This is a genomic window from Streptomyces millisiae, assembly GCF_031845425.1.
Taxonomy (GTDB): Bacteria; Actinomycetota; Actinomycetes; order Streptomycetales; family Streptomycetaceae; genus Streptomyces; species Streptomyces millisiae.
In genome coordinates this window covers 47,912-72,248 of the sequence record NZ_JAVREM010000020.1, presented here as the reverse complement: position 1 = coordinate 72,248, position 24,337 = coordinate 47,912, and the positions used below count along the sequence as shown (strand labels likewise).

General features: G+C 73.1%; 18 protein-coding genes. 15 read left to right on the top strand and 3 right to left on the bottom strand.

Annotated features, from left to right (window positions below):
- Nucleotides 1-14 precede the first annotated feature (14 nt).
- The 3 genes from RNC47_RS17180 (at nucleotide 15) to RNC47_RS17170 (ending at nucleotide 1,888) form a co-directional block, all read left to right on the top strand.
- Nucleotides 15-701 carry a pentapeptide repeat-containing protein gene (locus tag RNC47_RS17180; RefSeq protein ID WP_311599746.1) on the top strand — a complete coding sequence of 229 codons (687 nt, stop codon included), beginning with the start codon at nucleotides 15-17 and terminating at the stop codon, nucleotides 699-701.
- 141 nt (nucleotides 702-842) lie between these two features.
- Complete coding sequence (locus tag RNC47_RS17175; protein WP_311599744.1) at nucleotides 843-1,688, top strand: helix-turn-helix domain-containing protein; 846 nt, start codon at nucleotides 843-845, stop codon at nucleotides 1,686-1,688.
- Complete coding sequence (locus RNC47_RS17170) at nucleotides 1,664-1,888, top strand: DUF397 domain-containing protein (RefSeq protein WP_311599743.1); 225 nt, start codon at nucleotides 1,664-1,666, stop codon at nucleotides 1,886-1,888. The genes RNC47_RS17175 and RNC47_RS17170 overlap by 25 nt, the downstream gene beginning before the upstream one ends.
- Before the next feature lie 118 nt (nucleotides 1,889-2,006).
- Here the strand turns inward: RNC47_RS17170 and RNC47_RS17165 are convergent, their stop codons facing one another.
- Nucleotides 2,007-2,579 carry a TetR/AcrR family transcriptional regulator gene (locus tag RNC47_RS17165; protein ID WP_311599741.1) on the bottom strand — a complete coding sequence of 191 codons (573 nt, stop codon included), beginning with the start codon at nucleotides 2,577-2,579 and terminating at the stop codon, nucleotides 2,007-2,009.
- A gap of 91 nt (nucleotides 2,580-2,670) precedes the next feature.
- Between RNC47_RS17165 and RNC47_RS17160 the strand changes: the two genes are divergently transcribed.
- Nucleotides 2,671-3,684: an NADP-dependent oxidoreductase gene (locus RNC47_RS17160; RefSeq protein WP_311599739.1), complete on the top strand. Its 1,014-nt coding sequence runs from the start codon at nucleotides 2,671-2,673 to the stop codon at nucleotides 3,682-3,684.
- A gap of 142 nt (nucleotides 3,685-3,826) precedes the next feature.
- On the opposite strand, the gene RNC47_RS17155 is transcribed toward RNC47_RS17160, so the two are convergent.
- The gene (locus tag RNC47_RS17155; RefSeq protein ID WP_311599738.1) at nucleotides 3,827-4,882 is read right to left on the bottom strand and encodes a substrate-binding domain-containing protein; all 1,056 of its coding nucleotides are present in this window, start codon (nucleotides 4,880-4,882) and stop codon (nucleotides 3,827-3,829) included.
- Between the two features lie 128 nt (nucleotides 4,883-5,010).
- Between RNC47_RS17155 and RNC47_RS17150 the strand changes: the two genes are divergently transcribed.
- Genes RNC47_RS17150 through RNC47_RS17135 form a run of 4 tightly spaced genes read left to right on the top strand, consistent with a single transcriptional unit; the run spans nucleotide 5,011 to nucleotide 10,031 of the window.
- Nucleotides 5,011-6,309 (top strand): ABC transporter substrate-binding protein, encoded by a 1,299-nt coding sequence (locus tag RNC47_RS17150; protein ID WP_311599737.1) that lies wholly within the window; start codon nucleotides 5,011-5,013, stop codon nucleotides 6,307-6,309.
- A 28-nt stretch (nucleotides 6,310-6,337) separates the two neighbouring features.
- Complete coding sequence (locus RNC47_RS17145; protein ID WP_311599735.1) at nucleotides 6,338-7,270, top strand: carbohydrate ABC transporter permease; 933 nt, start codon at nucleotides 6,338-6,340, stop codon at nucleotides 7,268-7,270.
- Nucleotides 7,267-8,184, top strand: coding sequence for a carbohydrate ABC transporter permease (locus RNC47_RS17140; RefSeq protein ID WP_311599734.1), 918 nt, complete (start codon nucleotides 7,267-7,269; stop codon nucleotides 8,182-8,184). The genes RNC47_RS17145 and RNC47_RS17140 overlap by 4 nt, the downstream gene beginning before the upstream one ends.
- On the top strand, nucleotides 8,181-10,031 hold the full coding sequence (locus RNC47_RS17135; RefSeq protein WP_311599733.1) for a DUF2264 domain-containing protein: 1,851 nt from the start codon (nucleotides 8,181-8,183) through the stop codon (nucleotides 10,029-10,031). The genes RNC47_RS17140 and RNC47_RS17135 overlap by 4 nt, the downstream gene beginning before the upstream one ends.
- Before the next feature lie 696 nt (nucleotides 10,032-10,727).
- Here the strand turns inward: RNC47_RS17135 and RNC47_RS17130 are convergent.
- Nucleotides 10,728-13,763: an AfsR/SARP family transcriptional regulator gene (locus tag RNC47_RS17130; RefSeq protein ID WP_311599731.1), complete on the bottom strand. Its 3,036-nt coding sequence runs from the start codon at nucleotides 13,761-13,763 to the stop codon at nucleotides 10,728-10,730.
- A gap of 267 nt (nucleotides 13,764-14,030) precedes the next feature.
- On the opposite strand from RNC47_RS17130, the gene RNC47_RS17125 reads away from it, so the two are divergent.
- The 7 genes from RNC47_RS17125 to RNC47_RS17095 all read left to right on the top strand — a co-directional run bounded on the left by RNC47_RS17125 (nucleotide 14,031) and on the right by RNC47_RS17095 (nucleotide 24,310).
- Nucleotides 14,031-15,050 carry a ScbA/BarX family gamma-butyrolactone biosynthesis protein gene (locus RNC47_RS17125; protein ID WP_311599729.1) on the top strand — a complete coding sequence of 340 codons (1,020 nt, stop codon included), beginning with the start codon at nucleotides 14,031-14,033 and terminating at the stop codon, nucleotides 15,048-15,050.
- On the top strand, nucleotides 15,041-15,724 hold the full coding sequence (locus RNC47_RS17120) for an HAD family hydrolase (protein WP_311599727.1): 684 nt from the start codon (nucleotides 15,041-15,043) through the stop codon (nucleotides 15,722-15,724). Before RNC47_RS17125 ends, RNC47_RS17120 begins: the two co-directional genes overlap by 10 nt.
- Nucleotides 15,721-17,334 carry an FAD-dependent monooxygenase gene (locus RNC47_RS17115; protein ID WP_311599726.1) on the top strand — a complete coding sequence of 538 codons (1,614 nt, stop codon included), beginning with the start codon at nucleotides 15,721-15,723 and terminating at the stop codon, nucleotides 17,332-17,334. Before RNC47_RS17120 ends, RNC47_RS17115 begins: the two co-directional genes overlap by 4 nt.
- 8 nt (nucleotides 17,335-17,342) lie before the next feature.
- Complete coding sequence (locus RNC47_RS17110; protein WP_311599724.1) at nucleotides 17,343-19,652, top strand: MMPL family transporter; 2,310 nt, start codon at nucleotides 17,343-17,345, stop codon at nucleotides 19,650-19,652.
- Nucleotides 19,649-20,698: an NAD-dependent epimerase/dehydratase family protein gene (locus RNC47_RS17105; protein ID WP_311599723.1), complete on the top strand. Its 1,050-nt coding sequence runs from the start codon at nucleotides 19,649-19,651 to the stop codon at nucleotides 20,696-20,698. The genes RNC47_RS17110 and RNC47_RS17105 overlap by 4 nt, the downstream gene beginning before the upstream one ends.
- A gap of 47 nt (nucleotides 20,699-20,745) precedes the next feature.
- Complete coding sequence (locus tag RNC47_RS17100) at nucleotides 20,746-21,906, top strand: alpha/beta hydrolase (protein WP_311599722.1); 1,161 nt, start codon at nucleotides 20,746-20,748, stop codon at nucleotides 21,904-21,906.
- Between the two features lie 160 nt (nucleotides 21,907-22,066).
- Entirely contained in the window at nucleotides 22,067-24,310 is a 2,244-nt protein-coding gene (locus tag RNC47_RS17095; RefSeq protein ID WP_311599720.1) for an MMPL family transporter, read from the top strand.
- The last annotated feature ends 27 nt before the right edge of the window (nucleotides 24,311-24,337 follow it).

Here is a 24,337-nt window from a genome sequence, read left to right as displayed (position 1 = left end):
TGGAAGGCATGTCGATGGGACACCGCACGATCCGCCGCACGAGCGTCACCCTGCCCTCGCTGGACGAGCCGGGCCGGTACCTGTCCAGCGTGGCCTCTCTTGAAGGCGGGCGCGGCCGGGTCGCGGAGTTCCACTACGGCGACGCCGATCTGCGCGCCCTGGAGCTGGCCGAGACGCACCTGATCGACGGACGCGTCACCGGGCTCAGGGTGCAGCGCGCTCGGCTGGACAAGCTCCGCGTCGACTCGGTGGAGTTCATCGGTTGCGACCTGGCATCCCTGCACTGGTCCGGCAGCAAGGTGACCCGCGCGGTCTTCCGTGACTGCAAGCTGTTGGGCGCCATCCTGGAGGACGTCACCCTCGACCACGTCCTGTTCGAGGACTGCAGGCTCGACTACAGCACCCTCACCCGCGTCCGGTGCGTCGGACCCGTGGTCTTCGTCCGGTGCTCCCTGCGCGAGACCACGTTCGACGCGGTGGACCTGAGCGCGGCCGCGCTCGACGACTGCGATCTGCGGCTGGCCGAGTTCAACGGCGGCAGGTACCGCGGCCTGGACCTCCGTGGGAACGACCTCTCCCAGCTTCGCGGCCTCGCCGTACTCAAGCAGGTCATCATCGACCGTGCGCAGACGCCGCAGCTGGCCGAGGCGCTCGCCGCGGAACTCGACGTCACCTACGGCGAGGACGTCGACGATACGTAGCCTCGCGCTCGGCAGCACTCGGCTTCCGTGTCCGAGACACCATCAGAGATCACCCCTTCGTGCGGATGTCCGGCGAACTCCCCTCGGTTCGGCGGTGATCGACCTAGCGTGCCCTGGGGATCGTGGCGAAGGAGTGTGCGCATGCCGGCGGAGAAGAAGAAAGCGCGCGCGGACGAGCGGTCGGCGCGGCAGATGTTCGTCCAGGAGCTGGCCCGGCTCCGGGCCGAGGCGGACTGGTCCTACCGGGAGTTGGGCGCGAAGGTCGGCTACGACTTCTCGCACCTGTACAAGATGGAGCACGACGGCAGCCTCGGCAGCGCGGAGATCGTGGCCGACCTGGACGCGCTGTACGGGACGACACCGCATCTGACGCTGCTGTGGCGACTGGCCAAGGTCGAGGCGTTCCGCAGCAAGTACCTGCCGTACATGCGGACCGAGGCGGAGGCCAGCGTTCTGCACATGTACGCGACGTGCATCCTTCCTGGTCTTCTGCAGACGGAGGCGTACGCCAGGGAACTGATCGAGTCCGCCGAACCGCTGACGGACGACGTGGAGGACCAGGTCTCGGCGCGGCTCGCGCGGCGGTCAGTGCTGACCGGTGCTGACCGGTTGGATTTCAGGGCGGTCCTGGACGAGGCTGTGCTGCGAAGACCGCTGCGCGACCCCGTGGCGTGGCGTGACCAACTCGCCCATCTGATCGAGATGGCGCGATGGCCGAACGTCACTCTGCAACTGCTGCCGTTCTCGGTCGGACACCATGGGCTGAGCAACACCCACACCATCCTGATGTGGATGCCGAACGGGACGAGCGTGGGCTACACCGAGACCGGTTATTCCGGAAACCTGATCGAAAGCCCGTCAGGGTTGGATCGCCTACGGATCGCCTACGATCGACTGCGAGACGTAGCCCTGCCGCCACCGGAAACCGTGGCGTTCATCGAGCAGTTGGTGGAGGAGCTGTCATGCGATCCCCCGGAGTCGACCTGAGCGCGGCCGTATGGCGCAGGTCCAGCTACAGCAACCAGGACGGTGGCGAATGCCTCGAGGTCGCCGACGGCATTCCCGGAGTCCTGCCGATCCGGGACAGCAAGCGACCGGACGGTCCCGTACTGGTGGTGGACGGTGCGGCCTGGGCCGGGTTCGTGGCCGCCGTGCGGGGGTGCGACGCCAGGGCGTTCCCGTCCTGACGCCGCAACCGTGACGTCGCTCAGCGGCGCGGTGGCACCGAACCGCCCCGCTCCGGCGGGCTCAACTCCTCCATGACCAGCAGCATCGCCGAGACGGCACCTCAGCACGGAGGCCGTGTCAGCCGCTCGCGGCGTCGCCACTCGCCGGGCTCGTCAGGATCGCGCTCGTGACGAGCTCGAAGAGGTGATCGGCGCGCGGGGCGAGCGAAGGCTGTTCGCCGAGCCACGCGAGCGCCGCAATCAGTGCGAACAGGTCGGTGCCATCGACGTCGGCCCGCGCCACGCCCGCGGCCTGGGCGCGGGTGAGGAGCCGAGCACCGGCCGCGCGCAGGGTGACGCACGCAGCGTGGAGGGCGGACTCGGGGGCGCCGATGGCCGCTGCCATCAGCACGATTGCGCCACGGTACTCGGTCGCCCACGCGGTGTAGTCGCGCACCCACGATACGAGAGCGTCTTCGGGTGAGCTCGACGTCTCGAGCTCACCCGCCCTCGCCGTCAGTGCGTCGAAGCTCGTGCGGAGCAGGGCTTCGAGCAGCGCCTCGCGCGTCGGGAAGTGGCGGAGCAGCGTGGCGAGTCCCACGTCGGCCCGGCGCGCGATGTCGCGCAGCGACGCGTCGACGCCCTGCTCGGTGATGACGGCACCCGCGACCGCGAGCAGGTGGTCGCGGTTCTTCCTGGCGTCGGCTCGCATCTGCCTCCTCTTGATTATCCGGATCACTGGTCCGTATATTCGGATCAGTGATCCGGATAAGTGTATCCCGCGAAACGAGAGGGAGAGAATGATGTCGACACGCACGATGAGGGCGGTCCGGCTCCACGAGCACGGAGGCCCCGAGGTCCTGCGGTACGACGAGGTGCCGATTCCGGAGCCGGGGCCGAGCGAGGTGCTCGTGCGCGTGCGCGCGGTCGGCGTCAATCCTCCGGACTGGTATCTGCGCGGCGGGCTGACCAGGGTGGCCGGGTCGAAGTCGACGGTCAGTCTGCCGGTGATTCCGGGGACGGACGTGTCGGGGGTCGTCGAGGCCGTCGCCCCGGACGTGGCCGGTCTGGCCGTGGGAGACGAGGTCTTCGGTCTCCTGCGCTTCCCCGGTTTCGATGGCCGCGCGTACGCCGAGTACGTGGCCGCGCCCGCGTCGGACCTCGCGCGCAAGCCAGCCGGCATCGATCACGCGCACGCCGCCGGGGCGCCCATGGCCGGGCTGACGGCGTGGCAGTTCCTGATCGAGCTCGGACACGATCACCCCTCGCCCCTCCAGGAGGCACCGCATCGCCCGATCGCGCTCGACGCCGACACGACGGTGCTCGTCAACGGCGCCGCGGGCGGCGTGGGGCACTTCGCGGTGCAGTTGGCGAAATGGAAGGGGGCGCGTGTCATCGCGGTGGCTTCGAGCGCGCATGAGTCGTTCCTGCGCGAGCTCGGCGCCGACCGGTTCATCGACTACACCAAGGAGCGTCCCGATGACCTCGTGCGCGACGTCGACCTGGTTCTCGACACCGTCGGCGGCCGCGACAGCAGCCGCTTCCTCCGCACGCTCAGGCACGGCGGCGCCCTGTACCCCGTGTTCCCAGGCGACTTCGACGACGCCGAGATCGCGAAGTCGGGCGTCACGGTCTCGGTCACCCAGGTCCGCTCGAGCGGCGCGCAACTCGCCGAACTGGGACGGTTGCTCGACGCGGGCGCGGTCCGCGTCGCGATCGACAGCACGTTCCCGCTCGCGGCGGCCCGAGCGGCGCACGAACGTGCCGCCCGAGGCCATATCCAGGGCAAGATCGTGCTCACGGTCGATGAGCGGTGAGCCGACAGCCCCGCCGCGTCCGGCGCACGTCCTCAGGGACTTCGGGGACGTGGCCCGCGGCGTCGCGCGGCGCCGGCGGCCTGTCTGTACTCGCTTCCACCGAAACCGACATCCGGGTCCGCTCCGGCCGAAAGCCAGTCCGTCACGCACCGCAGGAGCGGCGGATGGTCAGCACGGGGTGTAGCACCACTTGGCGCAGGGGGAGTGCTTCCTCGGCGTCGAGGCGGTCGAGGAGCAGCTCGGCCGCCTGTTCGCCCAGTTGGCGTTTGGGTGGGGCGACGGCCGTGAGGGGGGTTTCGGCCAGGGCGGCGATCTCGTCGTCGTAGGCGATCAGGGCCAGGTCCTCGGGGGTGCGCAGGCCGCGGGTGCGGGCGCGTTGGAGGAGTTCGATCGCGTCGTGGTCGGAGTGGACCAGGGCCGCGCGGGTGCCGGTGTCCAGGCAGTGGTCGAGGAAGGCGTCGTACTGGCGGCCGGCCTCGGCGGAGCCGGGGGCGGGGCGGCCGGCGTCCAGTACGGGGGCGGTCGGGTCGAGGGCGAGGCGGCGGACGGCGGCGGCGTGCCCCTCGCGCACCAGGGGCGCGGTGGGGCTGTCCGCGAGGTAGAGGGCGACGCGCCGGTGGCCGAGGTCGCGCAGGTGGGTGACCGCGTGGTGGGCGCCCTGGCGGTGGTCGGAGAGCACGAACTCGCAGGGCTCGTAGGCGTCTTCCGGCTGGCGCTCCAGCAGCACGAACGGTCGGCCGGTGGCACGCAGCGCGGTCAGGGTGGCGGTGGGCGGGTGGTGCCCGCCGGCGGTGGCGACCAGCAGGCCGTCCGCGCCCGAGGAGCGGAGTTCGTCGATCTGGGCCGGCTCGCGTGAACCCCCGTAGTCGGTGAGGGCGATGACGACGCGGGCGCCGCGCCGGGCGGCCACGGCGCGGACGCCGGCCAGCACGCTGGGGTAGTAGTAGGTGGCCGAGGGCACCAGCAGCCCGATGGTGCGGGCGGGGCCGTCCGCCGCCGGCGCGGGTGTGGGCGCGGGGATCGCGCCGCCGCGCACCTTGGTGAGCCGCCCCAACTCCGCGAGCTCCGACAGGTCCCGCCTGATCGTGCCGGCCGAGACGCCGAAGCGGGCGGCGAGTTGGGCCACCCGCACCGCGCCCGTCGCGCGCAGCTCACGCAGCAGCAGCTCCTGTCGTTGTTCGGCGAGCAGCTCGGTCATGGAGCCGGAGTCTACTGCACGTTCCTGCACGTTCATTGATAGTGCTGCTCAATCTTGCGCATTTCTATTGACTAGTTGGCGGTCCTGGTTCAAGGTGCGGTGGCACACATCACAAAGGAGCCGCCTTCGTGTTTCAGCGCATCCTCGCCGCAGTGGCGGCGGCCCTGCTGCTCGCCTCCTGCGGGATCGGCGGCGGCGCGTCGGGCAACGACGGCGACGGGCCCACCGTCATCACCTACTGGTCCTGGATCTCCGGCTCCCAGGAGCTGGTCGACCGCTTCAACGCCACCCACGACGACGTCCAGGTCGCCTTCGAGCGGGTGCCGGCCGGCACCGCCGGCGGCTACTCCAACATGTTCAACGCCGTGCGCGCCGGCCGCGCCCCCGACGTCGTCACCGTCGAGTACCCGCAGCTGCCCGGCTTCGTGACGCAGCGGGTCGTACAGCCCCTGGAACCGTTCGGACTCGACGAGCTGGAGCCGGAGTTCCCCGACTGGGCCTGGCAACAGACCGCACTCGGCGGCCGGTTGTCCGCACTGCCGCTCAACATCGGCCCGACCGTGCTGTTCTACCGGGCCGACCTGTTCGAGGAGTACGGGTACCAGCCGCCCACCACCTGGGCCGAGTACCGCGCCACCGCCGAGCGGCTGCGCGCTGACCACCCCGACGCCACCATGACCAACTTCGGCTCCAACGACGCCGCGCTGTTCGCCGCGCTCGCCTGGCAGGCCGGCGCCGAGTGGTACGACACCTCCAGCGGCCACTGGCAGGTCAGCGGCGTCGACGAGCCGACCACCCGCGTCGCCGAGTACTGGGAGTCGCTGATCGCCGACGACCTCGTGACGGTGGGACCCACCTTCGAGGAGCAGCACGTGACCGCGCTCCAGGAGGGCACCTCGCTCACCCTGATCGGCGGCCCCTGGACGGCCGCCAACATCTCCCGCTTCGTGCCGGAACTCGCCGGCGCCTGGGGGGCCGTGCCGCTCCCGGCGTGGGAGGAGGGCGGCGCGGCCAGCGCCAACTACGGCGGCTCCTCACTCGCCATCCCCGAGGGCGCGGAACACGCCGAGGAGGCGGCCGAGTTCATCCGCTGGGCGGCGACCTCCCCCGAGGCCGTCGACGCCATCGCCGGCGTCAACACCTCCTACCCCGCCCACCTCGGCCAGGCCGAGGTCTGGGGCCCCGGCATCGAGGCCGCCAACCCCTTCGTGGCCGGCATGAACCTGCCCGACGCCGCCGCCGAGGCCGCCGCCACCGTGGACCCCGACTGGGAGTGGGGCCCCGACATGACCGTGGGCTTCGCCCGCCTCGTCGACGAGACCACCACCGGACTCGACCGCCCCGGCGGCCTCGCCGACGCGCTGCGCCGCTGGCAGGACGCCACCCGGGCGCAGCTGCGGCAACGCGGCTTCGACGTCAGCGGCTGAACCGGCCGAGAAAGGACCCCGAACCCCCATGACAATCGTCAGTCAACAGCGGGCGGCGGGCACCGGCGCGGGCGCCAGGCGGCGGCGCGGCAGCGGCCCGCTGCTCCTGCTCGGCCCCTTCTTCCTGCTCTTCGCCTTCACCTACCTCGTCCCCATCCTCTACGGCCTCGGCCTCAGCCTGTTCCGCGAACGCTACGACGGCGTCGGCTGGGAGGGACCCGAGCGCGTCTTCGCCGGGCTGCACAACTACACCCGCGCCCTCACCGACCAGGACTTCCTGGTCGGCACCGGCCGGGTGCTGCTCTACGGCCTGATCTACGTGCCGCTGCTGATCGCGCTCGCCGCCGCGCTGGCGCTGCTGCTCGACACCACCCTCACGGCGGCCCGCCGCCTCTTCCACACCGTGCTGTTCCTGCCGCACATCGTGCCGGGCCTGATCGCCGCCATCGTCTGGGTGTACCTCTACACCCCCGGCCTCAGCCCGGTCATCGACGCCCTCGAATCGCTCGGCGCGAACGTCGACTTCCTCACCGGGACCAACCTGCTGTTCTCGCTCGTCAACATCGCCGTCTGGCAGTCCCTCGGCTTCAACGTGGTGCTGATCTACGTCGCGCTCCAGGCCGTGCCCCGCTCCACCGTGGAGGCCGCCAGGATCGACGGCGCCGGCGAACTGCGCACCGCGCTGAGCGTCAAACTGCCGCAGGTGTTCCCCGCGATGATGGTGGCCACGCTGTTCACCATCATCGGCTCGCTCCAGCTCTTCACCGAGCCGACGATCGTGCAGAGCTCCGCCGAGTCCGAGGTCACGTCCACCTGGACGCCCAACATGCTCGCGTTCTCGGCCGCGTTCAACTCCAACGACTACCACTACGCGGCCACCGTCTCGGTGTTGGTCGCCGTGCTCGCCGGGATCCTCTCCTTCGCCGTCACCACGTTCGCCAACCGCAGGAGCACCCGATGACCGACGTGCTGCCGGCCGCGCCGCCCACCGCCGAGGAGCGGCGCGCCGCGCCGAAGCCCGCGCCCAGGCCCGGCACCGCCTGGTGGCTGCGGCGCGGAACCGCCACCACCATCACCGCGATCGCCGCCGTCTACACCCTGCTGCCGCTGGTGTGGCTGCTGTTCGGCGTCACCAAGACGCTGCCGGAGCTCTACGGCAGCAACGGCTTCGCGCCGTCCGCCGGCTTCCACGTGCTGGACAACGTGCGTGACCTGTTCGCCCAGGACGGCGGCCTGTTCGGCCGCTGGATGCTCAACACCGCGCTCTACGCGGTCGGCGGCGCCGCCGTCGCCACCCTGCTCTCCGTCGCCGCCGGCTACGCCTTCGACAAGTTCGACTTCCGCTGGCGCGAGAAGTGGTACGCGCTGGTCATCGGCGGCGTGCTCATCCCGCACACCGCGATCATCGTGCCGCTGTACCTGATGATGGCCGAGATCCGGATGACCGACACCGTCTGGTCCGTGCTGCTGCCCGTGATGGTCAACCCGTTCGGCGTCTACCTCGCCCGCGCCTACTCCTCCGGCGCCATACCCGACGAACTGCTGGAGGCCGCGCGGCTCGACGGCGCCGGCGAGCTGCGCACCTTCTTCTCCGTCGGGCTGCGCCTGATGGCGCCCGGCGCGCTGACCATCTTCCTCTTCCAGTTCATCGCCATCTGGAACAACTTCTTCCTGCCGCTGGTGATGATCACCGACAACGACCTCTTCACCATCGGCCAGGGCCTCTTCACCTGGAACTCGGCGGTCGGCCAGAATCCCGACTACACCCGGATGGTGGTGGTCGGCTCCGCCGTCGCCACCATCCCGCTGATCCTGTTGTTCATCCCGCTCCAGCGCCGCTGGCGCGCCGGCCTCGCGGAAGGCGGCGTCCGTTGAACCTCCCCTCCGAAGACCCCGTACTCTCCCCGCACACCGGCTGGACCAGGGCGCACTGGGAGGCGGTCGCCGACGAACTGCTGGCCGCCGTCCGGCCGTTCGCCTCCCCGAGCGGCTCGCTCGTCCGACTGCCAGGACCGGCCAGCGGTTCCGGCGAGTGGAGCGACGACCTGGAGGGCTACGCGCGGACGTTCCTGCTCGCCGCGTTCCGCGCCGCGCACGCGGAGCCCGAGCACGCGGAACGGATCCTCGCGCCCTACGCGACGGGGCTCGCCGCCGGCACCGATCCCCGTTCCCCGGAACGCTGGCCGAGGCCGGGCGAGCTGCGGCAGGCCAGGGTCGAGGCCGCCTCCGTCGCGCTCGCCCTGCACGAGACCCGGGCGCTGCTGTGGGACCGACTCCCGGACGCGGTACGCGAGAACACCGTCCGCTGGCTCGCCGAGCTTGGCGGCGTCGAGGTGCCGGCCAACAACTGGGTCTGGTTCCGGGCGGTGGTCGCCGCCTTCCTCCGCTCCGTCGACGCCCCGCACGCCGCCGCCGACATCGCGCACGCCGTCGAGGTCACCGACACCTGGTACCGGGGCGGCGGTTGGTACACCGACGGGGGCACCAGCCGCTTCGACCACTACAACGGCTGGGCCATGCACCTCTACCCGCTCTGGTACTGCCGGATCTCCGGCGACCACGAGCCGCTGGACCGCTACCGGGACCGGCTGGCGACCTTCCTGGAGGACGCCGTCCACCTCGTCGGCGGCGACGGCGCGCCCCTCTTCCAGGGCCGCTCCCTCACCTACCGGTTCGCGGCGGCCGCGCCCTTCCTCACCGGCGCGCTCTTCGACGCCACCCCGCTGCCGCCGGGACTGACCAGGCGCGCGGCCAGCGGCATGCTGCGGTACTTCCTCGACCGGGGCGCCACCGAGGAGAACGGCCTGCTGTCGCTCGGCTGGCACCGCCGCTTCGAGTTGATCAGGCAGAACTACTCGGGCCCCGCCTCGCCCTACTGGGCCAGCAAGGGCTTCCTCGGCCTGCTGCTGCCGCCCGACCACCCGGTGTGGACCGCCACCGAGGAGCCGCTGCCGGTGGAACGCGGCGACTTCACCCGCGCGATCGCCGCGCCCGGCTGGCTGGTCAGCGGCACCGCGGCCGACGGCGTGGTCCGCGTCGTCAACCACGGCACGCCGCGCACCCCGAGCGGCCGTGACCCCTTCTACGCCCGCCTCGCCTACACCACGCACACCGCGCCCGAGCTCGGACCGCCCGACCCGGCCGCCGACTTCCGGCTGGACGGCGACGCGAGGGCCGGCGAGGCCGCGCCCGACAACCAGGTGGCGCCGGCCGACGCGCCCGCGGCGCGGGCCGGCCTCGAACTCCTCGCGCTCGACGGGCGGGTGGCCGTCTCGCACCACGAGGCGGTGACGGTGGCCTCGGCGGTGCGGGGCCCGTGGGAGGTGCGGGTGGTGTGGCCCGACGAGCCGGCGCCCGGCCGCCGCCTGGTGATCGGCGGCCACGCGCTGGCCGCCGACCGCCCGCCGGCGGAGCCGAGCCCCGGCGTGGTCCGCCGCGCCGACGGGCTGACCAGCGCGCTGCTGGTCCTCCACCCACCGGCCGAGCCACCGCCGGCGCACCGGGCCGAGCACACCAACCCGTTCGGCGCGCACAGCGCGACGCCGTGGCACGAGGCGCCCGCCGAAGGCCCGCTCGCTGTCGCGATCTTCCTCGGCACCACGGATTCCACCGCGCTGCCGCCCGCGCCGCGCTACGACACCACGACCGGCGAGGTGACCTGGCCCGACGGCAGCCGGGACGACGCCGCTGCCGCGGTTGACCCGGGCGGCCGCGGGGCGTGAGGTTGTCGTCGGCCGGTCGGCCAGCTGTCGCTGGCGCGACGGCCGCGGGCCGGCTGCCGCCGGCCTGGCGGCGGCCCGTCAGGGTGTCGGCCCTCCGGGACGCCGTCGTCCCGGGCCGGGACGAGCTGGTGTCAGGGCCACGTGGCCCGTCCCCGGCCGTGCCGGCCGCCGCGTCAGGGCACCGGCACGCGCGGAACTCCGTTGTCCCACGCGAAGCGTGCCCGCCGCCCACCGCTCGCAGCGCGGTCGCGCCCGGTTGACCCGCGCGGAGCGCGGCCCGCGGCGCGGCGGTGGCTCGCGGGACCGCGTCGTCCCGGAACGCGGGCCGGGTGGGCGTGCGTGGTGCGGTTGTCGCGGGTCTGTCGGCCGTTCCGCCCGGGACACCGGCGGAACGCCGTCGTTCCCAGGGCGGAGCCCGAGGCGCATGGCCGTGCCGGCCGCCGCCCCCATGGCGGTCTTCAGGATCGCGGCCCGTCAGGACGGCGGTCTCCGGGACGCCGTCGTCCCGGTACGCGGAGGCCGTGCGGAGCCGTGCGTCGCGTCGTCCGTCGTCCCTCGTCGGAGGTGTCGACCGCCCGTCAGGGCGCCGGCGGGACGCCGTTGTCCCGCGCGGAGCGCGTCCGTCGCTCACCGCGCGCAGCGCGGTGGCGCCCCGGCCCGTCCGCGCGAAAGCGCGGAGCGTGGCCCGACCCGCCGTCAGGCGATCCGCAGACGCGGCGCCTCGTGGTCGCGCGCCTCGTCGTCGTGGTCGACGTGCGCGTCGAGTGTGGCCAGCTGCCTGACCATCCCGGCGTAGCCGTGGCGTCTGGCCAGCGACGTGGCCTGGCGCGCCCACTGGGCGCCCTCCGGGGAGTGTTCGGCGGCCTCGGCGAGGCCGGCCAGCGCGTGGAGTTCGCCGCGCCGGTAGCTGAGCCCCCTGGACTGGGCCAGTGCCGCCTGGTGTTGGGTGATGGCGCCCGCGGTGTCGCCGAGCAGGGTCAACGTCCTGCCCACCGCGTTGCGGGCCTCGACGTGCGCCCACCGGTCGCCGTTGTTCTCGGCGGTGCTCAGGCCCTTCTGGCAGGCGGCCCTGGCCCGGTCGCGCTCCCCGAGCGCCGCGAGATGCGTGCTGAGGTACGCGTGCCCCAGCGCGATCGGCCGCGGCAGCTCGCCCGCCACCGCGACGGCGGCCTCCAGGGACGCCACCGCCGCCTCCTGGTCGCCGAGCGCGCCCAGCACGATGCCCAGTTCCGCCCTCAGCACCGCCAGCATGGGGAGCGCCCGGTGCGCGACGGCGAGCCGCAGCGCCGTCCCGTAGGCCCGTTTGGCGAGCTCGGGCCGGCCCAGGTCGAGGTCGACCCGGCCCAGCGCGGCGAGCGCCAGCGCCAGCCGCAGCGGCTGCTGGAGCCGGCCGTACCGGCGGACGGCCTCCGCCAACAGCTCGTGCGCCTCGGTGAGATCGCCGGTGAGCCAGCGGGAGCGCCCCAGGTGCTCGTGGGCGGCGGCCAGCGGCCCCGGCAGCTCGTGCCGCCGGCCCAGGTCGAGCGCGCGCAGGGCGTGCTGCTCGGCCTGCTCCATGCGGCCGGCCGTCAGCATGGCGTCGACGAGGCTGATGGACAGCTCCGCCTCGGCCTGCTGGTCGCCGGCCCGGCGCGCCGCCCGCAGCCCGGCCTGCGCGCCGGCCAGCCACTCGGGCATCAGGCTGTGGTGCTTGCACATGCCCCACAGCCGTTGGGCGAGCATCCAGGCGGCGGGGTAGGGGCCGTGCTCGGCCGCGTACTCGGCGAGCGGGGCCAGGTTCGCCAACTCGGCGACCGGCGGCCGCTTCCGGTCGGCCCTGGCCTGCAACTCGTCCTCGGCCGAGGCGATCTCGCCGCCCGGCGCGACGACGAACAGCCGCCCGGAGCCGCCGTCGAACACCGAGGCGGCCCGCATCGACCAGGCGGTCAGCCGGTGGACGGCGGCCTCCCGCTCGGCGTGCGGCTCCTCGGCGAGCGCCCGCTTCCGCGCGTACTCGCGCAGCAGGTCGTGCGGGAAGCGGTAGAGCCCCGGCGCCTCGGCCTCGATCAGGTTGGCGGCGACCAGCGAGTGGAGCACCCGTTCGGTCTCCGCGGTCTCCGCGCCCGCCACCACCGCCGCGCCCTTGCGGGTGAGGTTGGGGCCCGGCACCAGGCCGAGCCGGCGCAGCACCCGGCGGGCCGTCTCGTCCAGGGTGCCGTAGGAGAGGTCGAGCGAGGCGGAGAGCGACAGGCTCTCGTCGCCCGGAATGGCGGCGCCGGCGAGCGGGCCCTCGGCGGCCAGCTGGCCGGCGACGGCGTCCAGGCCCTCGGCTCTGACGGCGGCGCCGGCGGCCACCAGGCGCAGGGCGAGCGGCAGGTAGCCGCAGAGCCGGGCGATCTGGGTGGCGGCGGGGCCGACGGCGGCCGGGCCGAGCATGGTGCGCAGCAGGTGCTCGGCCTCCCGCGCGGACAGCACGGGCAGTACCACTCGGCGGGCGCCTTCTCGGGCCACGAGTCCGGGGAGCCCGCGGCGGGTGGTGATCAGCACGGCGCAGCCGCGTGATCCGGGGAGCAGGGGTCTGATCTGGTCGGCGTGGGCGGCGTTGTCCAGCACGACGAGCACCCGGCGCTTGGCGAGCAGGGTGCGGAAGAGGTCGGAGCGTTCCCGTGTGTCGGGTGGTACCCGCTGCGCGGGGATGCCTAAGGCGCGGAGGAAGCCGCCCAGGATCTCGGTGGGATGGGCGGGCCCCAGCTGGTCGAAGCCGCGCAGGTCGGCGAAGAGCTGCCCGTCGGGGAAGTCGTCGGCGACCTGGTGGGCGCAGTGCACGACCAGCGCGGTCTTGCCGACGCCTGCGGTGCCCTCCACATAGACGATGGGCATGCCGTCCGAGCGCAGCAGGCTGGTGATCTGCTCGACCTGCCCGCGACGCCCGGTGAACCCGAAGGCCTCGTGGGGGAGTTGGGCGGGCACGGCGGTGGGCACGTCCTGGGTGGGCTCGGCGGCCACCTGTTGGGTGGCGCCGGAGAGCACCTGCTGGTGGGCCGAGCGGAGTTCGGGGCCCGGGTCGGTGCCGTACTCGTCGGCGAGCCGGCGGCGGATGCGGGCGTAGACGTCCAGGGCCTCTATCTGGCGCCCGGACTGGGCGAGTGCGCGCATGAGCAGCCCGTGCAGCCGTTCCCGCTGCGGGTGTTCGGCGGCGAGCCTGACCAGCTCGGGCACCGAGTCGGGGCCGCGGCCGAGCAGCAGGCCCAGCGCGTACAGGTCCTCGAAGGCGATGAGTTGCTGCTCGGCCAGTCGATCGCGCTCCAGTTCGATACCGGGGCCGCCGATGCCCTCCGCGAGCGGACCCCGCCACAGCGCCGTGGCCTTGGTCAGCGCCTCGGACGCGGTGTCGGCGCGGCCACCCGCCCGGGCGGCGCGCGCGGTGGCCAGCAGTTGTTCGAACTCCCAGAGGTCGAAGCCGTCCCCGGGGTGGAGCGAGTAGCCGCCGGAACTCAGAGTGATGGGCGCGCTGTCGGGGAGGCAACGCCGCAACCCCGACACGTACTTCTGTACCAGGTTCACCGCGTGGGCCGGGGCGCCGTCGCCCCAGACCGTGGTGATGATCCGCTCCGCCGAGACCGGACGTGGCGCGCGCAGCAGCAGTGCGGTCAACACCGCTCGCTGGCGCGGTGGTCCCAGCGGTATCTCGTCGGCCCCGCGCAGTGCTCTTACAGGGCCCAGCACCTCGAACCGAACACCATCGTGACTCACGACAACCCCCGTAATCGATCACGACTTTTTCCGAATTGGTCACTTCGGCCGTGCGTTCCGCTGATGTGTGGAGCATAGGCGACGGAACGCGTGATCACGCAGTGGTTACGCGGAGTTCATGGTGGCGGTCGTCAGCTTTCCTTCAGGGGCGCCTTCAGGGGGCTTCAGCGTTTCTTCCAACGGCCGGTCAGCGGGCCCCGCCATGGTCGCTAGGCGGGGCGTCGAACGCGATGTCCCGTCCTCAGGACCCGGTAAGGAGAGCACGGCATGACCCTGCCCACGAAACTCCCCTCGGCCTCGTCCCGCGACCGACTCAGGTACGACGCGACCGTCCCGCGTGCGCTGGTGCACCGGGCGTCCGTCGCCGAGGTCTTCATCACCGACTCGGTCGCGGCCGCGACCAACGGGATCGGCAGAGCCGAGGCCACCTTCGAGGTGGCCGCCCAGCTTCCCCGCGGACACCTCATAGGCGAGCGCTCCGCGACCTACGACTTCCTCCTCATCGTCGAGGTGCTGCGGCAGTCCGGCGTCTTCGTGGCCCACCGCCACCTCGACGTCCCGCTGGACTCGGCCTTCATCTTCAAGGCCATGAACTACCAGGTCCGCTCCGTCGACGCGCTGCGCATCGGCACCAGGCCGGCCCACCTCGTCATCTCGCTCGACGTGCGGGCCGAGCGCAACCGCGCCGGCCGGGTGCTCGGCTTCGACTTCGACGCCGTGATGTTCGTCGACGACGTGCCGGCCCTGGAGGCCAGCGGCGGCCTGGTCTTCGTCAGCAAGCGTGCCTTCAGCATGCTGCGGGCCAAGGGCCGCGACCGGGTGCGCACGGCCGCCCCGGCGTCCACCCTGGTCTCCCGCCTCGCGCCCGCCGCCCCGGCCGCCCTCGGCCGCCACGACCCGCGCAACGTCGTGGTGACCGAGCCCACCGTCGACCCCAGCGGCAACGCGCGCGCCCGGCTCGTCGTGGACACCCGCCACCCGCACCTGTTCGACCACGAACTCGACCACGTGCCGGGCAACCTCCAGCTGGAGGCGGCACGCCAGCTGGCGGTCGCCGCCGTCGCCCGGCTGCACGGCCTCTTCCCCGAGCAGCTGCTCGTCACCGAACTGCGCGCGCACTTCCCCGAGTTCGCCGAGCTCGACCTGGCGACCACGGTGGACGCCCGGGTGGGCGGCGTGCGGCAGTCCAAGGCGGTCGGGCTGCTCTCGGTCCCCGTCGACATCCTCCTGGAGCAGAGCGGCAGCACCGTGAGCGAGGTCGCCCTGGAGGTGGCGCTGTGGGCCTGACCGGCGAATCCGGGATCACCACCCTGGTGTGCGACTACGGCGGCGTCCTGACCAACCCGCTGCTGGAGACGTACCAGGCGTTCGCCGACCGCACCGGCATCCCCCTGGAGACCATCGCGGCCGCCTTCGCCGCCGCGACCAGGCGACACGGCGCGACACCCATGGCCGACCTGGAGATCGCGGCCATCACCGAGGAACAGATGGTGCGGCGCGTCACCGACGAGATGCCGCCGGAGACCGCCGACCTGTTGGACGGGCGTTCGTTCGGGGAGCTGTGGTTCCTCGGCCGGCACGCCAACGAGGAGCTCGTCACGTTTCTGCGGACGGTACGGGAGGACGGCCGTCGCGTGGCGCTGCTCACCAACAACGTGCGGGAGTGGGAGCCGCGTTGGCGGGCGACGCTGCCCGTCGACGAGCTCTTCGACGTCGTCGTCGACTCCTCCGTGGAACGGGTGCGCAAGCCGGACCCGGAGATCTACCGCAGGCTGCTCGCCCGGCTCGACGCGGAGCCGAGCAGCTGCCTGTTCGTGGACGACACCGAGGAGAACCTGCTGCCGGCGCGCGAACTCGGCATGCACACCGTGCTCTTCCACGACACGAGCCAGGCGGTCAAGGAGATCGCCACGCTGCTCGGACTCGACCCCGACCACATCCCCGAAGGAGCCGGCGCATGACCGAGGACCGGACCGTACTCGTCGCGGGAGCCGGGCCCACGGGCCTGACCGCCGCCTGCACCCTGCTGCGGCAGGGCGTGGACGTGACCGTCGTGGACCGGCGGAGCGGGCCGGCCACCGCGCCCAAGGCCATCGTCACCTGGAGCGGCGCCCTCGAGGTGCTCGACCGGGTCGGCGTCGCCGAGCAGGTGGCCGAGCGCGCCCTCCCGCTGGCCGGCGCCTCCTACTGGTCGCGCGGCCGCAAGGTCGCCGCCGTCACCTTCGGCGGCCTCCCCAACACCCGCTTCCCGGGGCCGCTGAGCGTGCCGCAGCCCGTCATCGAGGAGCTGCTCTACGAGCGTCTCACCCAACTCGGCGGCACCGTGCGGTGGAACACCACCGTGCGGTCCGTCACCGCGGGCGGCGACTTCGCCGAGGTCACCCTCGACGAGGCGGACGGCGCCGAGACCACCCTGCGGGCCCGCTGGCTGATCGCCGCCGACGGCATGCACAGCACCGTGCGCGGCGCGCTCGGCATGCCCTTCGAAGGCGACACCTACCCGCGGGACTTCCTGCTCGGCGACGTCGTCCTCGACGCCGCCGGCGGCGCCCCGCTGCCGGAGGCCGAGGCCCAGTACCACCTGACGCCGGACGGCGTGCTGGTGGTCGTGGCGCTGCCCAAGGGCGGCCACCGGGTCTTCTTCGACCAGCCGGCCGGCACCAGGACCGACCGGCCCACCACCGCCGAGCTCCAGCAACTGCTCGACGAGCGCGGGCCCGGCAAGTGGCGGATCGGCGAGTCCTGGTGGACCAGCAGGTTCCAGGTGCACGCCAGGGTCGCCGGCGCCTTCCGGCAGGGCGCCGTCTTCCTCGCCGGCGACGCCGCCCACGTGCACAGCCCCGCCGGCGGCCAGGGCCTCAACACCGGCGTCCAGGACGGCTACGACATCGGCTGGAAGCTCGCCGCCGTCTGCCGGGGCGCCGACGAGTCGCTGCTCGACGCTTACGAGGCCGAGCGCCGGCCCACCGCCGTGCGGGCCGTGCGCAACGCCGACCGGCAGACCAAGCTGTGGATGGTGCGCAACCCGCTGCTGCGGGGCCTGCGCGACACCCTGCTGCGCCGGCTGTCGAAGAGCGGCGCCCTGGAGCGCCGCCTCATCCCGGAGATCGCCCAGATCGACCTGGACCTGACCGCCAGCCCGGCCGTCGACGCCGCGCCCGGCGGCGCCGGCGTCACCCCGGGACGCCGGATGCCCGACCTGGTGCTCACCCCGGTGCGCGGCACCAGGTCGGCCACCCTGCACGGCTACCTGTCCGCCGGCCGGCACGCCGTCGTCGTCTTCGACGACGGCGCGGGAACGGCCGCCGAGGCCGCCGAGCAGGCCAGGGCCCGCTTCGACCGGGAGGCCGTCGACGTGCTGCTCGTCGCCTCCGGCGGGGTCCCGGGGGCCGCCACCCACGACGTCGCCACCACCCACGAGACCCGCCCGGCCCAGGCCGTGTACGTCCGCCCGGACGGCGTGGTCGGCGCGGCGCTGGTGCTCGACGGCTCCCGTTCGTTCGGCGAACTCCTCGCCCGCGTACCGGAGTCGGCGGACGCCCCGGCCGGCGACGCCCAGGGACGGCGGTGACCTGACCCATGGCGAAACCACGATCAGAGGACGCGGGCACCAGACCCGGGTGGCCCAGGTTCGTGCTGCTGCTGGCGGTGCTGTTCATCATCGACGCGGTGCTGGTCGGCGGCGACGTCGCCGACCGGCTCCTCAACGGCGGCACGGAGGACGAGGGTTCCGAGTCGGCCCAGGCCACCGAGCTGCTGGAGGGCGCCTTCCCGGCCAGCGAGCCCAACCTGGTGCTGGTGGTCAGCGCCCCGGACGGCGGCACCGTCGACGACCGCGCGGTCGCGGCCGACGGCATCCGGCTCGCCGAACGCCTGGCGTTCCAGCCCGACGTCTCCGGCGTCACCTCCTACTGGGCCACCGGAGCCGAGCAGTTGCGCTCCGAGGAGCGCGACCACGCGCTGATCCTGGCCCACATCGAGGGCACCGAGGACGAGGCCCAGGCCGTCCTGGAGCGGCTCGAACCCGACTTCCGGGGCACCCCGGAGGGCACCGAGCAGGTCGAGGTGCGGATCGGCGGCACCGTCGCCGCCATCGGCCAGGTCCAGGAGACCATCTCGGAGGACCTGCTCACCGCCGAACTCATCGCCCTGCCCATCACGTTGATCATCCTCATCCTGGTGTTCGGCGGCGTGGTCGCCGCCCTGCTCCCGCTGGGCGTGGGCGTGGTGGCGATCCTCGGCACCAACGCGGCGCTGCGCGTCGTCACCGAGTTCACCGACGTCTCGATCTTCGCGCAGAACCTCACCACCGCGCTCGGCCTCGGCCTGGCCATCGACTACGCCCTGCTCATCGTGCGCCGCTACCGGGAGGAGCTGGCCGGCGGCCTCGCCCCGCGCGAGGCCGTCGCCAGGACCGTGCGGACCGCCGGCCGCGCCGTGCTGTTCTCGGCGCTCACGGTCGCCGTCTCGCTCTCCGCGATGCTGGTCTTCCCGCTCTACTTCCTGCGCTCCTTCGCCTACGCCGGCATCAGCGTGGTGCTGCTCGCCGCCGCGGCGGCCCTGGTGCTGCTGCCGGCCGTGCTGCTGCTCCTCGGCCACCGGGTCGACGCGCTGCGGGTGCGGCGGCGCCGCGACCCGGCGGCGGCCGTCGCCGCCGACGGCGGCGCCTGGCGGCGGATCGCGGGCACCGCGGTGAAACACGCGCCGCTGGTGGCGGTCGGCACCACCGTCGTCCTGGTCGTCGTCGGACTGCCGTTCCTCCGCGTGGAGTTCGGCACCACCGACGACCGGCAGCTGCCCGAGACCGCCGAGGCCAGGGTGGCGCAGGACATCATCCGGGACGACTTCGACTCCAGCGCCACCGCCACCGTCGAACTCGTCGCCCGCCAGGCCGACTCGGAGCGCGACGCGGACGGCATCGAGAGCTTCGCCCTGCGGCTCTCCGAACTGCCCGGCGTCGCCTCCGTCGACAGCCCCGTCGGCACCTACGAGGACGGCGTGCGGACCGTCTCCGAGACCCCGGCGCACGCGCTGCGGGCCCACGAGGGCATGAGCCACCTGTCGGTGGTGCCCGAGTCCGGCATCGAGGTCAGCTCGGCCGAGGCCCAGGAGATCGTGCTCGGCGCCCGCGACCTGGCCGGCCAGGCCGACTTCCGCGCCTTCGAGACCCTGGTCGGCGGCGACGCGGCCGTGCTGGAGGACAGCAAGGAGGCCATCTCCTCGCGGCTCGGCTGGGCGCTGCTGATCATCGTCGGCGCCTCGCTGCTGCTGATGTTCCTGCTCACCGGCAGCCTGCTGATCCCGGTGATGTCGGTGGTGCTCAACGCGCTGAGCCTGTCGGCCATGTTCGGCGCCGTCGTCTGGGTCTTCCAGGACGGCAACCTCTCCGGGGCGCTCGGCTTCACGGCGACCGGCACCATCGAGGTCACGCTGCCGGTGCTGATGTTCTGCGTCGCGTTCGGCCTGTCCATGGACTACGGCGTGTTCCTGCTGTCCAGGGTCACCGAGGAGTACCGCCGCACCGGCGACTCCCCGGGCGCCATCGTGGCCGGCGTGCAGCGCACCGGCGGCGTCATCACGGCGGCCGCGCTGATCCTCTCCGTGGTGCTGGTGGCCATCGGCACCTCGCGCATCACCAACACCAAGATGCTCGGGCTCGGCGTGGCGCTCGCCGTCATCGTCGACTCGACGCTCGTCCGCGGCCTGCTGCTGCCCGCCGTGATGCGGCTCGGCGGCCGGCTCACCTGGTGGGCGCCGGCCCCGCTCGCCCGCTTCCAGGAACGGTTCGGCCTCCGCGAGGAGGTCCCCGAGCCGGCGCCGCCTTCGGCGGCCGGCCAGCCACCGGCCGGGCCGCGGAAACCGGAACCCGTACTGGAGGACGCCCCATGAGCGGCCGACTTCCCCACCGCGTCGTGGTGACCGGAGCGACCGGGCTGCTCGGCACCGCCGTCGTCGAGCAGTTGCTGACCGAGGGCCGCGAGGCCGTGGCCCTGGTCCGCGACGCGGACAAGGCGCGCCGGCTGCTGCCGGACCACGCCGGCCTGACCCTGGTCGTCGGTGACGTCAACGACCCGGCGAGCTACCGGTCCGCGCTGGCCGGCGCCGACGCCGTGATCCACACCGCGGCCTACTTCCGCGAGTACTACCAGCCGGACCCCGACCTGCCGCTGCTGTTCCGCACCAACGTGGACGCGGTCCGCGCGCTGCTGCGGGAGGCGGTGGACGCCGGGGTGCCGGTGGTGGTGCACACCAGCTCCATCACCACCCTGGCCCCCGGGACCCAGGAGGCGCCGGCCGACGAGTCGGCGCCCCCGCCGCCCGGCTGGGAACGCAACTCCTACCGGGCGAGCAAGGTGCGGGCCGAGGAGGCGATCCGGGAGTTCTGCGCCGCGGAGCCGGGGCTGCGGGTGCCGATCGTGCTGCCCGGCTGGATGTGGGGCCCGCGCGACGTCGGCCCCACCTCGGCCGGCCGGCTCTTCCTGTCCGTCGCCAGGCGGCAGCTGCGGGCGGTGCCCCGCGCCGGCAACCACGTGGTGGACGTCCGCGACGTGGCCGGCGCCCTGCTGCGGGCGGCCGAGAGCGGCCAGAGCCTGCGCCGCTACATCGTGGCGGGACGCTGGCAGCGGCTGGCCAGCACCGTGGGCGGGGTCGCCGAGTCCGTCGGCGTGCCGGCGCCCCGCGAGGTGCCGGCCGGCGCGGCCTTCGCCTTCGCCACCGTGCTCGAACTCTCGGCGAGGCTGCGGCGGCAGCCGCCCATCGCCACCCGCGAGGGGGTGCGGGTGCTGCTCGACGGCAACCGCACCCGGATCACCTCGGCCCGCGCCGAGCGCGAACTCGGCGTCTCCTTCCGCCCGTTGACTCAGACCTTCGCGGACGAGGCCGCCTGGTACCGGGCCGCCGGGATCCTCGAATCCACCAGGGGGGCCGCCGCGTGAGCCAGCGCACGCTCCCCCGTCCGCACGCAGCCAGGAGGCCGTAGACCATGCCCCGCAGTAAGAAGAGCCTCGCCCTGGGGGCGGTCGCCACGCTGCTGGCGCTCAGCCCCGCCTACTGGGCCCTCGCCGTCGCCTCCGAGCCGCCCACCGTGGCCGATCCCGTCGCCGAGGCCAGGGCCGCCGAGATCGACGCCGAGGCCGCCGCCCAGGCGACCCAGGAGCGGATGGCGGCCGCCGACATCGTCGACGTGCCCGTCTCCTTCACCGTGGTCAACCAGAACCGCACCCTCGCCGCCTGCGCCGTGGACGGCGAGACCTACACCATCCGCGGCCATCTCACGGCGCCCCGCGCCCTGTTGGAGGGCGAGGCGGCCGGCGAGGAGACGCCGATCACGCTCTACGAGCACGGCATCGCCGGCGGCGAGTGGTACTGGCGGCTCGACGCCGAGGGCTACCACTACGCCGAGGAGCTGGCGCTGCGCGGCCACGCCTCGTTGACCATCGACCGGCTCGGCTACGACTCCAGCGACCAGCCCAACGGGCTCGGCTCCTGCATCGGCGGCCAGGCCGACATGGCGCACCAGATCACCGAGCAACTCCGCGACGGCTCCTACGAGATCGGCGAGCCGGACGCGCTGCCCGGCGACGAGACCCCGTCGTTCGAGCGGGTCTTCCTCGCCGGACAGTCCAACGGCGGCCAGGTCATCCAGATCGCCGCCTACTCCTTCCAGGCCGTCGACGGGCTGATGATCATGGACTGGACGGACCTCGGCCTCACCCCCGAGGCCAACGCCCGGTTCTTCACCTCGCTCCAGACATGCCTGCGCGGCGGTGACGACGGGTACGCCTACTACGACCTCGGCACCGAGGAGTTCGAGACCGGCAACTTCACCGAGACCGACCCCGAGGTGCTGGAGCTCTCCCTGCCCCTGCAGAACGCCCACCCGTGCGGCGACATGGTCTCCCAGCTCGGCGGCGTGCTGATGGACGTCCAGCACGTCTCGGAGATCGACGTGCCGGTGCTGTTCATGTACGGGGCGGAGAGCGCCCGCGTCGAGGGCGGCGAGGAACACCGGGCCCTGTTCACCGGCAGCCCCGACACCGAGGTCGTCGAGATCCCGGGCGCCGGCCACTACATCAACATGGCGCTCGAAGCCCAGCAGGCCTTCGACGTCGCCGCCGACTGGCTGGACCGACAAGGAGGTTGATCACCAACGACCGCCGTCGGCCACTGCCGAAGCGGGCAGCCGCCCGCTTCGGCAACGCCGCGACGGTCGCTCACCCACGAGAGCCGTCGGCCACTACCCAAGCGGCCAGCGGCTCCGCACCACCCACCCCCACACGGGTTCATACCGAGGAGTCACGTTCATGTCCGCATCACCGCCGCCGCTGAGTCGGCTCGGCGGCCTGGCCACCCGGCGTCGCCGCGCCGTGCTCGTCGTCGGGGCGATCCTCTTCGCGATCGCCGCCGCGATCGGCGCCGGAGCCCAGAGCGCCCTGTCGCTGTCCCGGTTCGAGGCCCCGGGCTCCGAGTCCGACCGCGCCGAGGACGTCCTGCGCGAGGAGTTCGGCGACGGCAGCCCCAACTTCCTGCTGCTCGTCACGGCGAAGGAGGGCACGGTCGACGACGCGGCGGTGGCCGATGCGGGCAGAGCGCTGACCGAGGAACTGGCCGAGGAGCCACTGGTCACCACCGTCGGCTCCTACTGGACCCGCGGCAACACCCCGACCCTGGCCAGCGAGGACCGCACCCAGGCCCTCGTGGTCGCCTGGCTGGCCGGCGACGCCACCGAGGTCCGCGAGGAACTCGCCGACGTCTCACCCGAGTTCACCCGGGACGAGGCGCTGATCACCGTCCAGCCCGGTGGTCAGGACGAGATCTTCCGGCAGGTGAGCGACGAGTCGCGGCAGGACTTCCTGCGCGCCGAGGCCGTCATCATCCCGGTGGTGCTCGTGCTGCTGGTGTGGGCCTACCGCCGCTGGTCGGCGGCCGGACTCACGCTGGGCGTCGGCCTGTTCTCGGTGCTCGCCACGCTGGCCATCCTGCGCGGCGTCACCGCGTTCGTCGAGGTCTCCACCTTCGCCGCCAACCTGGCGCTGGTGCTCGGCCTCGGACTCGGCATCGACTACAGCCTGTTCGTCATCGCCCGCTTCCGGGAGGAGAGCGCGGCCGGCCGCGACAAGCTGGCCGCCGCGGCCCGCACCGTCGAGACCGCGGGCCGCACCGTGCTGTTCAGCGGCATCACCGTGGCCGCCTCGCTCGCCGCGCTGTTCGCGTTCCCCTTCCCCTTCCTCCAGTCCTTCGCCTACGGCGGCATCGCCGTCGTCCTGACGGCCGCGTTCGGCGCCGTCGTGCTGCTGCCGGCCGCGCTGGCCGCCGTCGGCCACCGGGTGCTGCGACCCCGACCGCCGGCCACCACGACCGACGTCACCCAGGGCCGCTGGTACCGGTCCACGCTGCGGGTGATGCGCCGGCCGCTGCTGTACGGCCTGCCGGTGCTCGTCGTCCTGCTCGCGCTCGGCGCCCCGTTCCTCGGCGCCCAGTTCGGCCTGCCGGACGAGCGGGTGCTGCCGGCGGACGCCGCCAGCCGGGTCACCCAGGAGCAGATCCGCGAGAACTTCCCCACCGAGGTCACCGACGGCCTGCAGATCGTCGCCACCGGCGTCGACCAGCCGACCGGCGCCGCCACCGACGAGTACGCCGCCCTGCTCTCCGAGCAGCCGGGCGTCTTCCAGGTGGACGCCCCCACCGGCTCCTACGTGGACGGCACCCGGGTGGGCGAGAACCCCGCCGAGCCCGGGCGGTTCGCCACCGACGACGCCGTCCGCCTCACCGTGGTCGCCGACCGGCCGGCGCTGGAGGGCGACATGACCGAACTGGTCGCCGACATCCGTGCCGTGGACGCCCCCTACGACGTGCTGGTCGGCGGATTCCCCGCCGCCATGACCGACTTCAGGGAGGCACTGCTGGACCGGCTGCCGCTGGTCGTCGCCATCATCCTGGTGGTCACCTTCGTCATCATCTTCCTGATGACCGGCAGCGTGCTCATCCCGGCCAAGGCCACGGTGGCCAACGTCCTCAGCCTCACCGTGATGTTCGGCTCCCTCGTCTGGGTCTTCCAGGACGGCAACCTGTCGGGCCTGCTGGACTTCACCCCGGCCGGCAGGATGGAACCGAGCATCCCCATCCTGATGTTCTGCATCGCCTACGGGCTGTCGATGGACTACGAGGTGTTCATCATGGCCCGCGTCAAGGAGGAGTACGACCGCACCGGCGACAACACGGCGGCCGTGGCCGCCGGCATCCAGCGCAGCGCGCCGCTGATCACGGCCGCCGCCGGCATCCTGGCGCTGACCTTCGCCGCCTATGTCACCGGCAGCGTCGTCTTCCTCAAGCAGCTCGGCGTCGGCATGGCCCTGGCCGTGCTGGTCGACGCGCTGCTGATCAGAACGGTCCTGGTCCCCGCCGCGATGCGCCTCGCCGGCGACGCCAACTGGTGGGCCCCGGGGCCGCTCAGGCGCCTGCACGAACGCTTCGGCCTCCGCGAGGCCGGCCCGGCCGAGCCGGCGCCGACGACCTCCTCGGCCACGTTGACCACCGGCGCGCGGTAGCCCTCACCCCACCCCCGACCGCCCGCC

Coding starts and splice junctions, on each gene's coding strand:
- RNC47_RS17175 (WP_311599744.1), top strand. CDS start 843: ATGCCGGCGGAGAAGAAGAAAGCGCGCGCGGACGAGCGGTCGGCGCGG.
- RNC47_RS17095 (WP_311599720.1), top strand. CDS start 22,067: ATGTCCGCATCACCGCCGCCGCTGAGTCGGCTCGGCGGCCTGGCCACC.
- RNC47_RS17180 (WP_311599746.1), top strand. CDS start 15: ATGGGACACCGCACGATCCGCCGCACGAGCGTCACCCTGCCCTCGCTG.
- RNC47_RS17160 (WP_311599739.1), top strand. CDS start 2,671: ATGTCGACACGCACGATGAGGGCGGTCCGGCTCCACGAGCACGGAGGC.
- RNC47_RS17100 (WP_311599722.1), top strand. CDS start 20,746: ATGCCCCGCAGTAAGAAGAGCCTCGCCCTGGGGGCGGTCGCCACGCTG.
- RNC47_RS17145 (WP_311599735.1), top strand. CDS start 6,338: ATGACAATCGTCAGTCAACAGCGGGCGGCGGGCACCGGCGCGGGCGCC.
- RNC47_RS17140 (WP_311599734.1), top strand. CDS start 7,267: ATGACCGACGTGCTGCCGGCCGCGCCGCCCACCGCCGAGGAGCGGCGC.
- RNC47_RS17105 (WP_311599723.1), top strand. CDS start 19,649: ATGAGCGGCCGACTTCCCCACCGCGTCGTGGTGACCGGAGCGACCGGG.
- RNC47_RS17170 (WP_311599743.1), top strand. CDS start 1,664: ATGCGATCCCCCGGAGTCGACCTGAGCGCGGCCGTATGGCGCAGGTCC.
- RNC47_RS17125 (WP_311599729.1), top strand. CDS start 14,031: ATGACCCTGCCCACGAAACTCCCCTCGGCCTCGTCCCGCGACCGACTC.
- RNC47_RS17155 (WP_311599738.1), bottom strand. CDS start 4,882: ATGACCGAGCTGCTCGCCGAACAACGACAGGAGCTGCTGCTGCGTGAG.
- RNC47_RS17165 (WP_311599741.1), bottom strand. CDS start 2,579: ATGCGAGCCGACGCCAGGAAGAACCGCGACCACCTGCTCGCGGTCGCG.
- RNC47_RS17115 (WP_311599726.1), top strand. CDS start 15,721: ATGACCGAGGACCGGACCGTACTCGTCGCGGGAGCCGGGCCCACGGGC.
- RNC47_RS17110 (WP_311599724.1), top strand. CDS start 17,343: ATGGCGAAACCACGATCAGAGGACGCGGGCACCAGACCCGGGTGGCCC.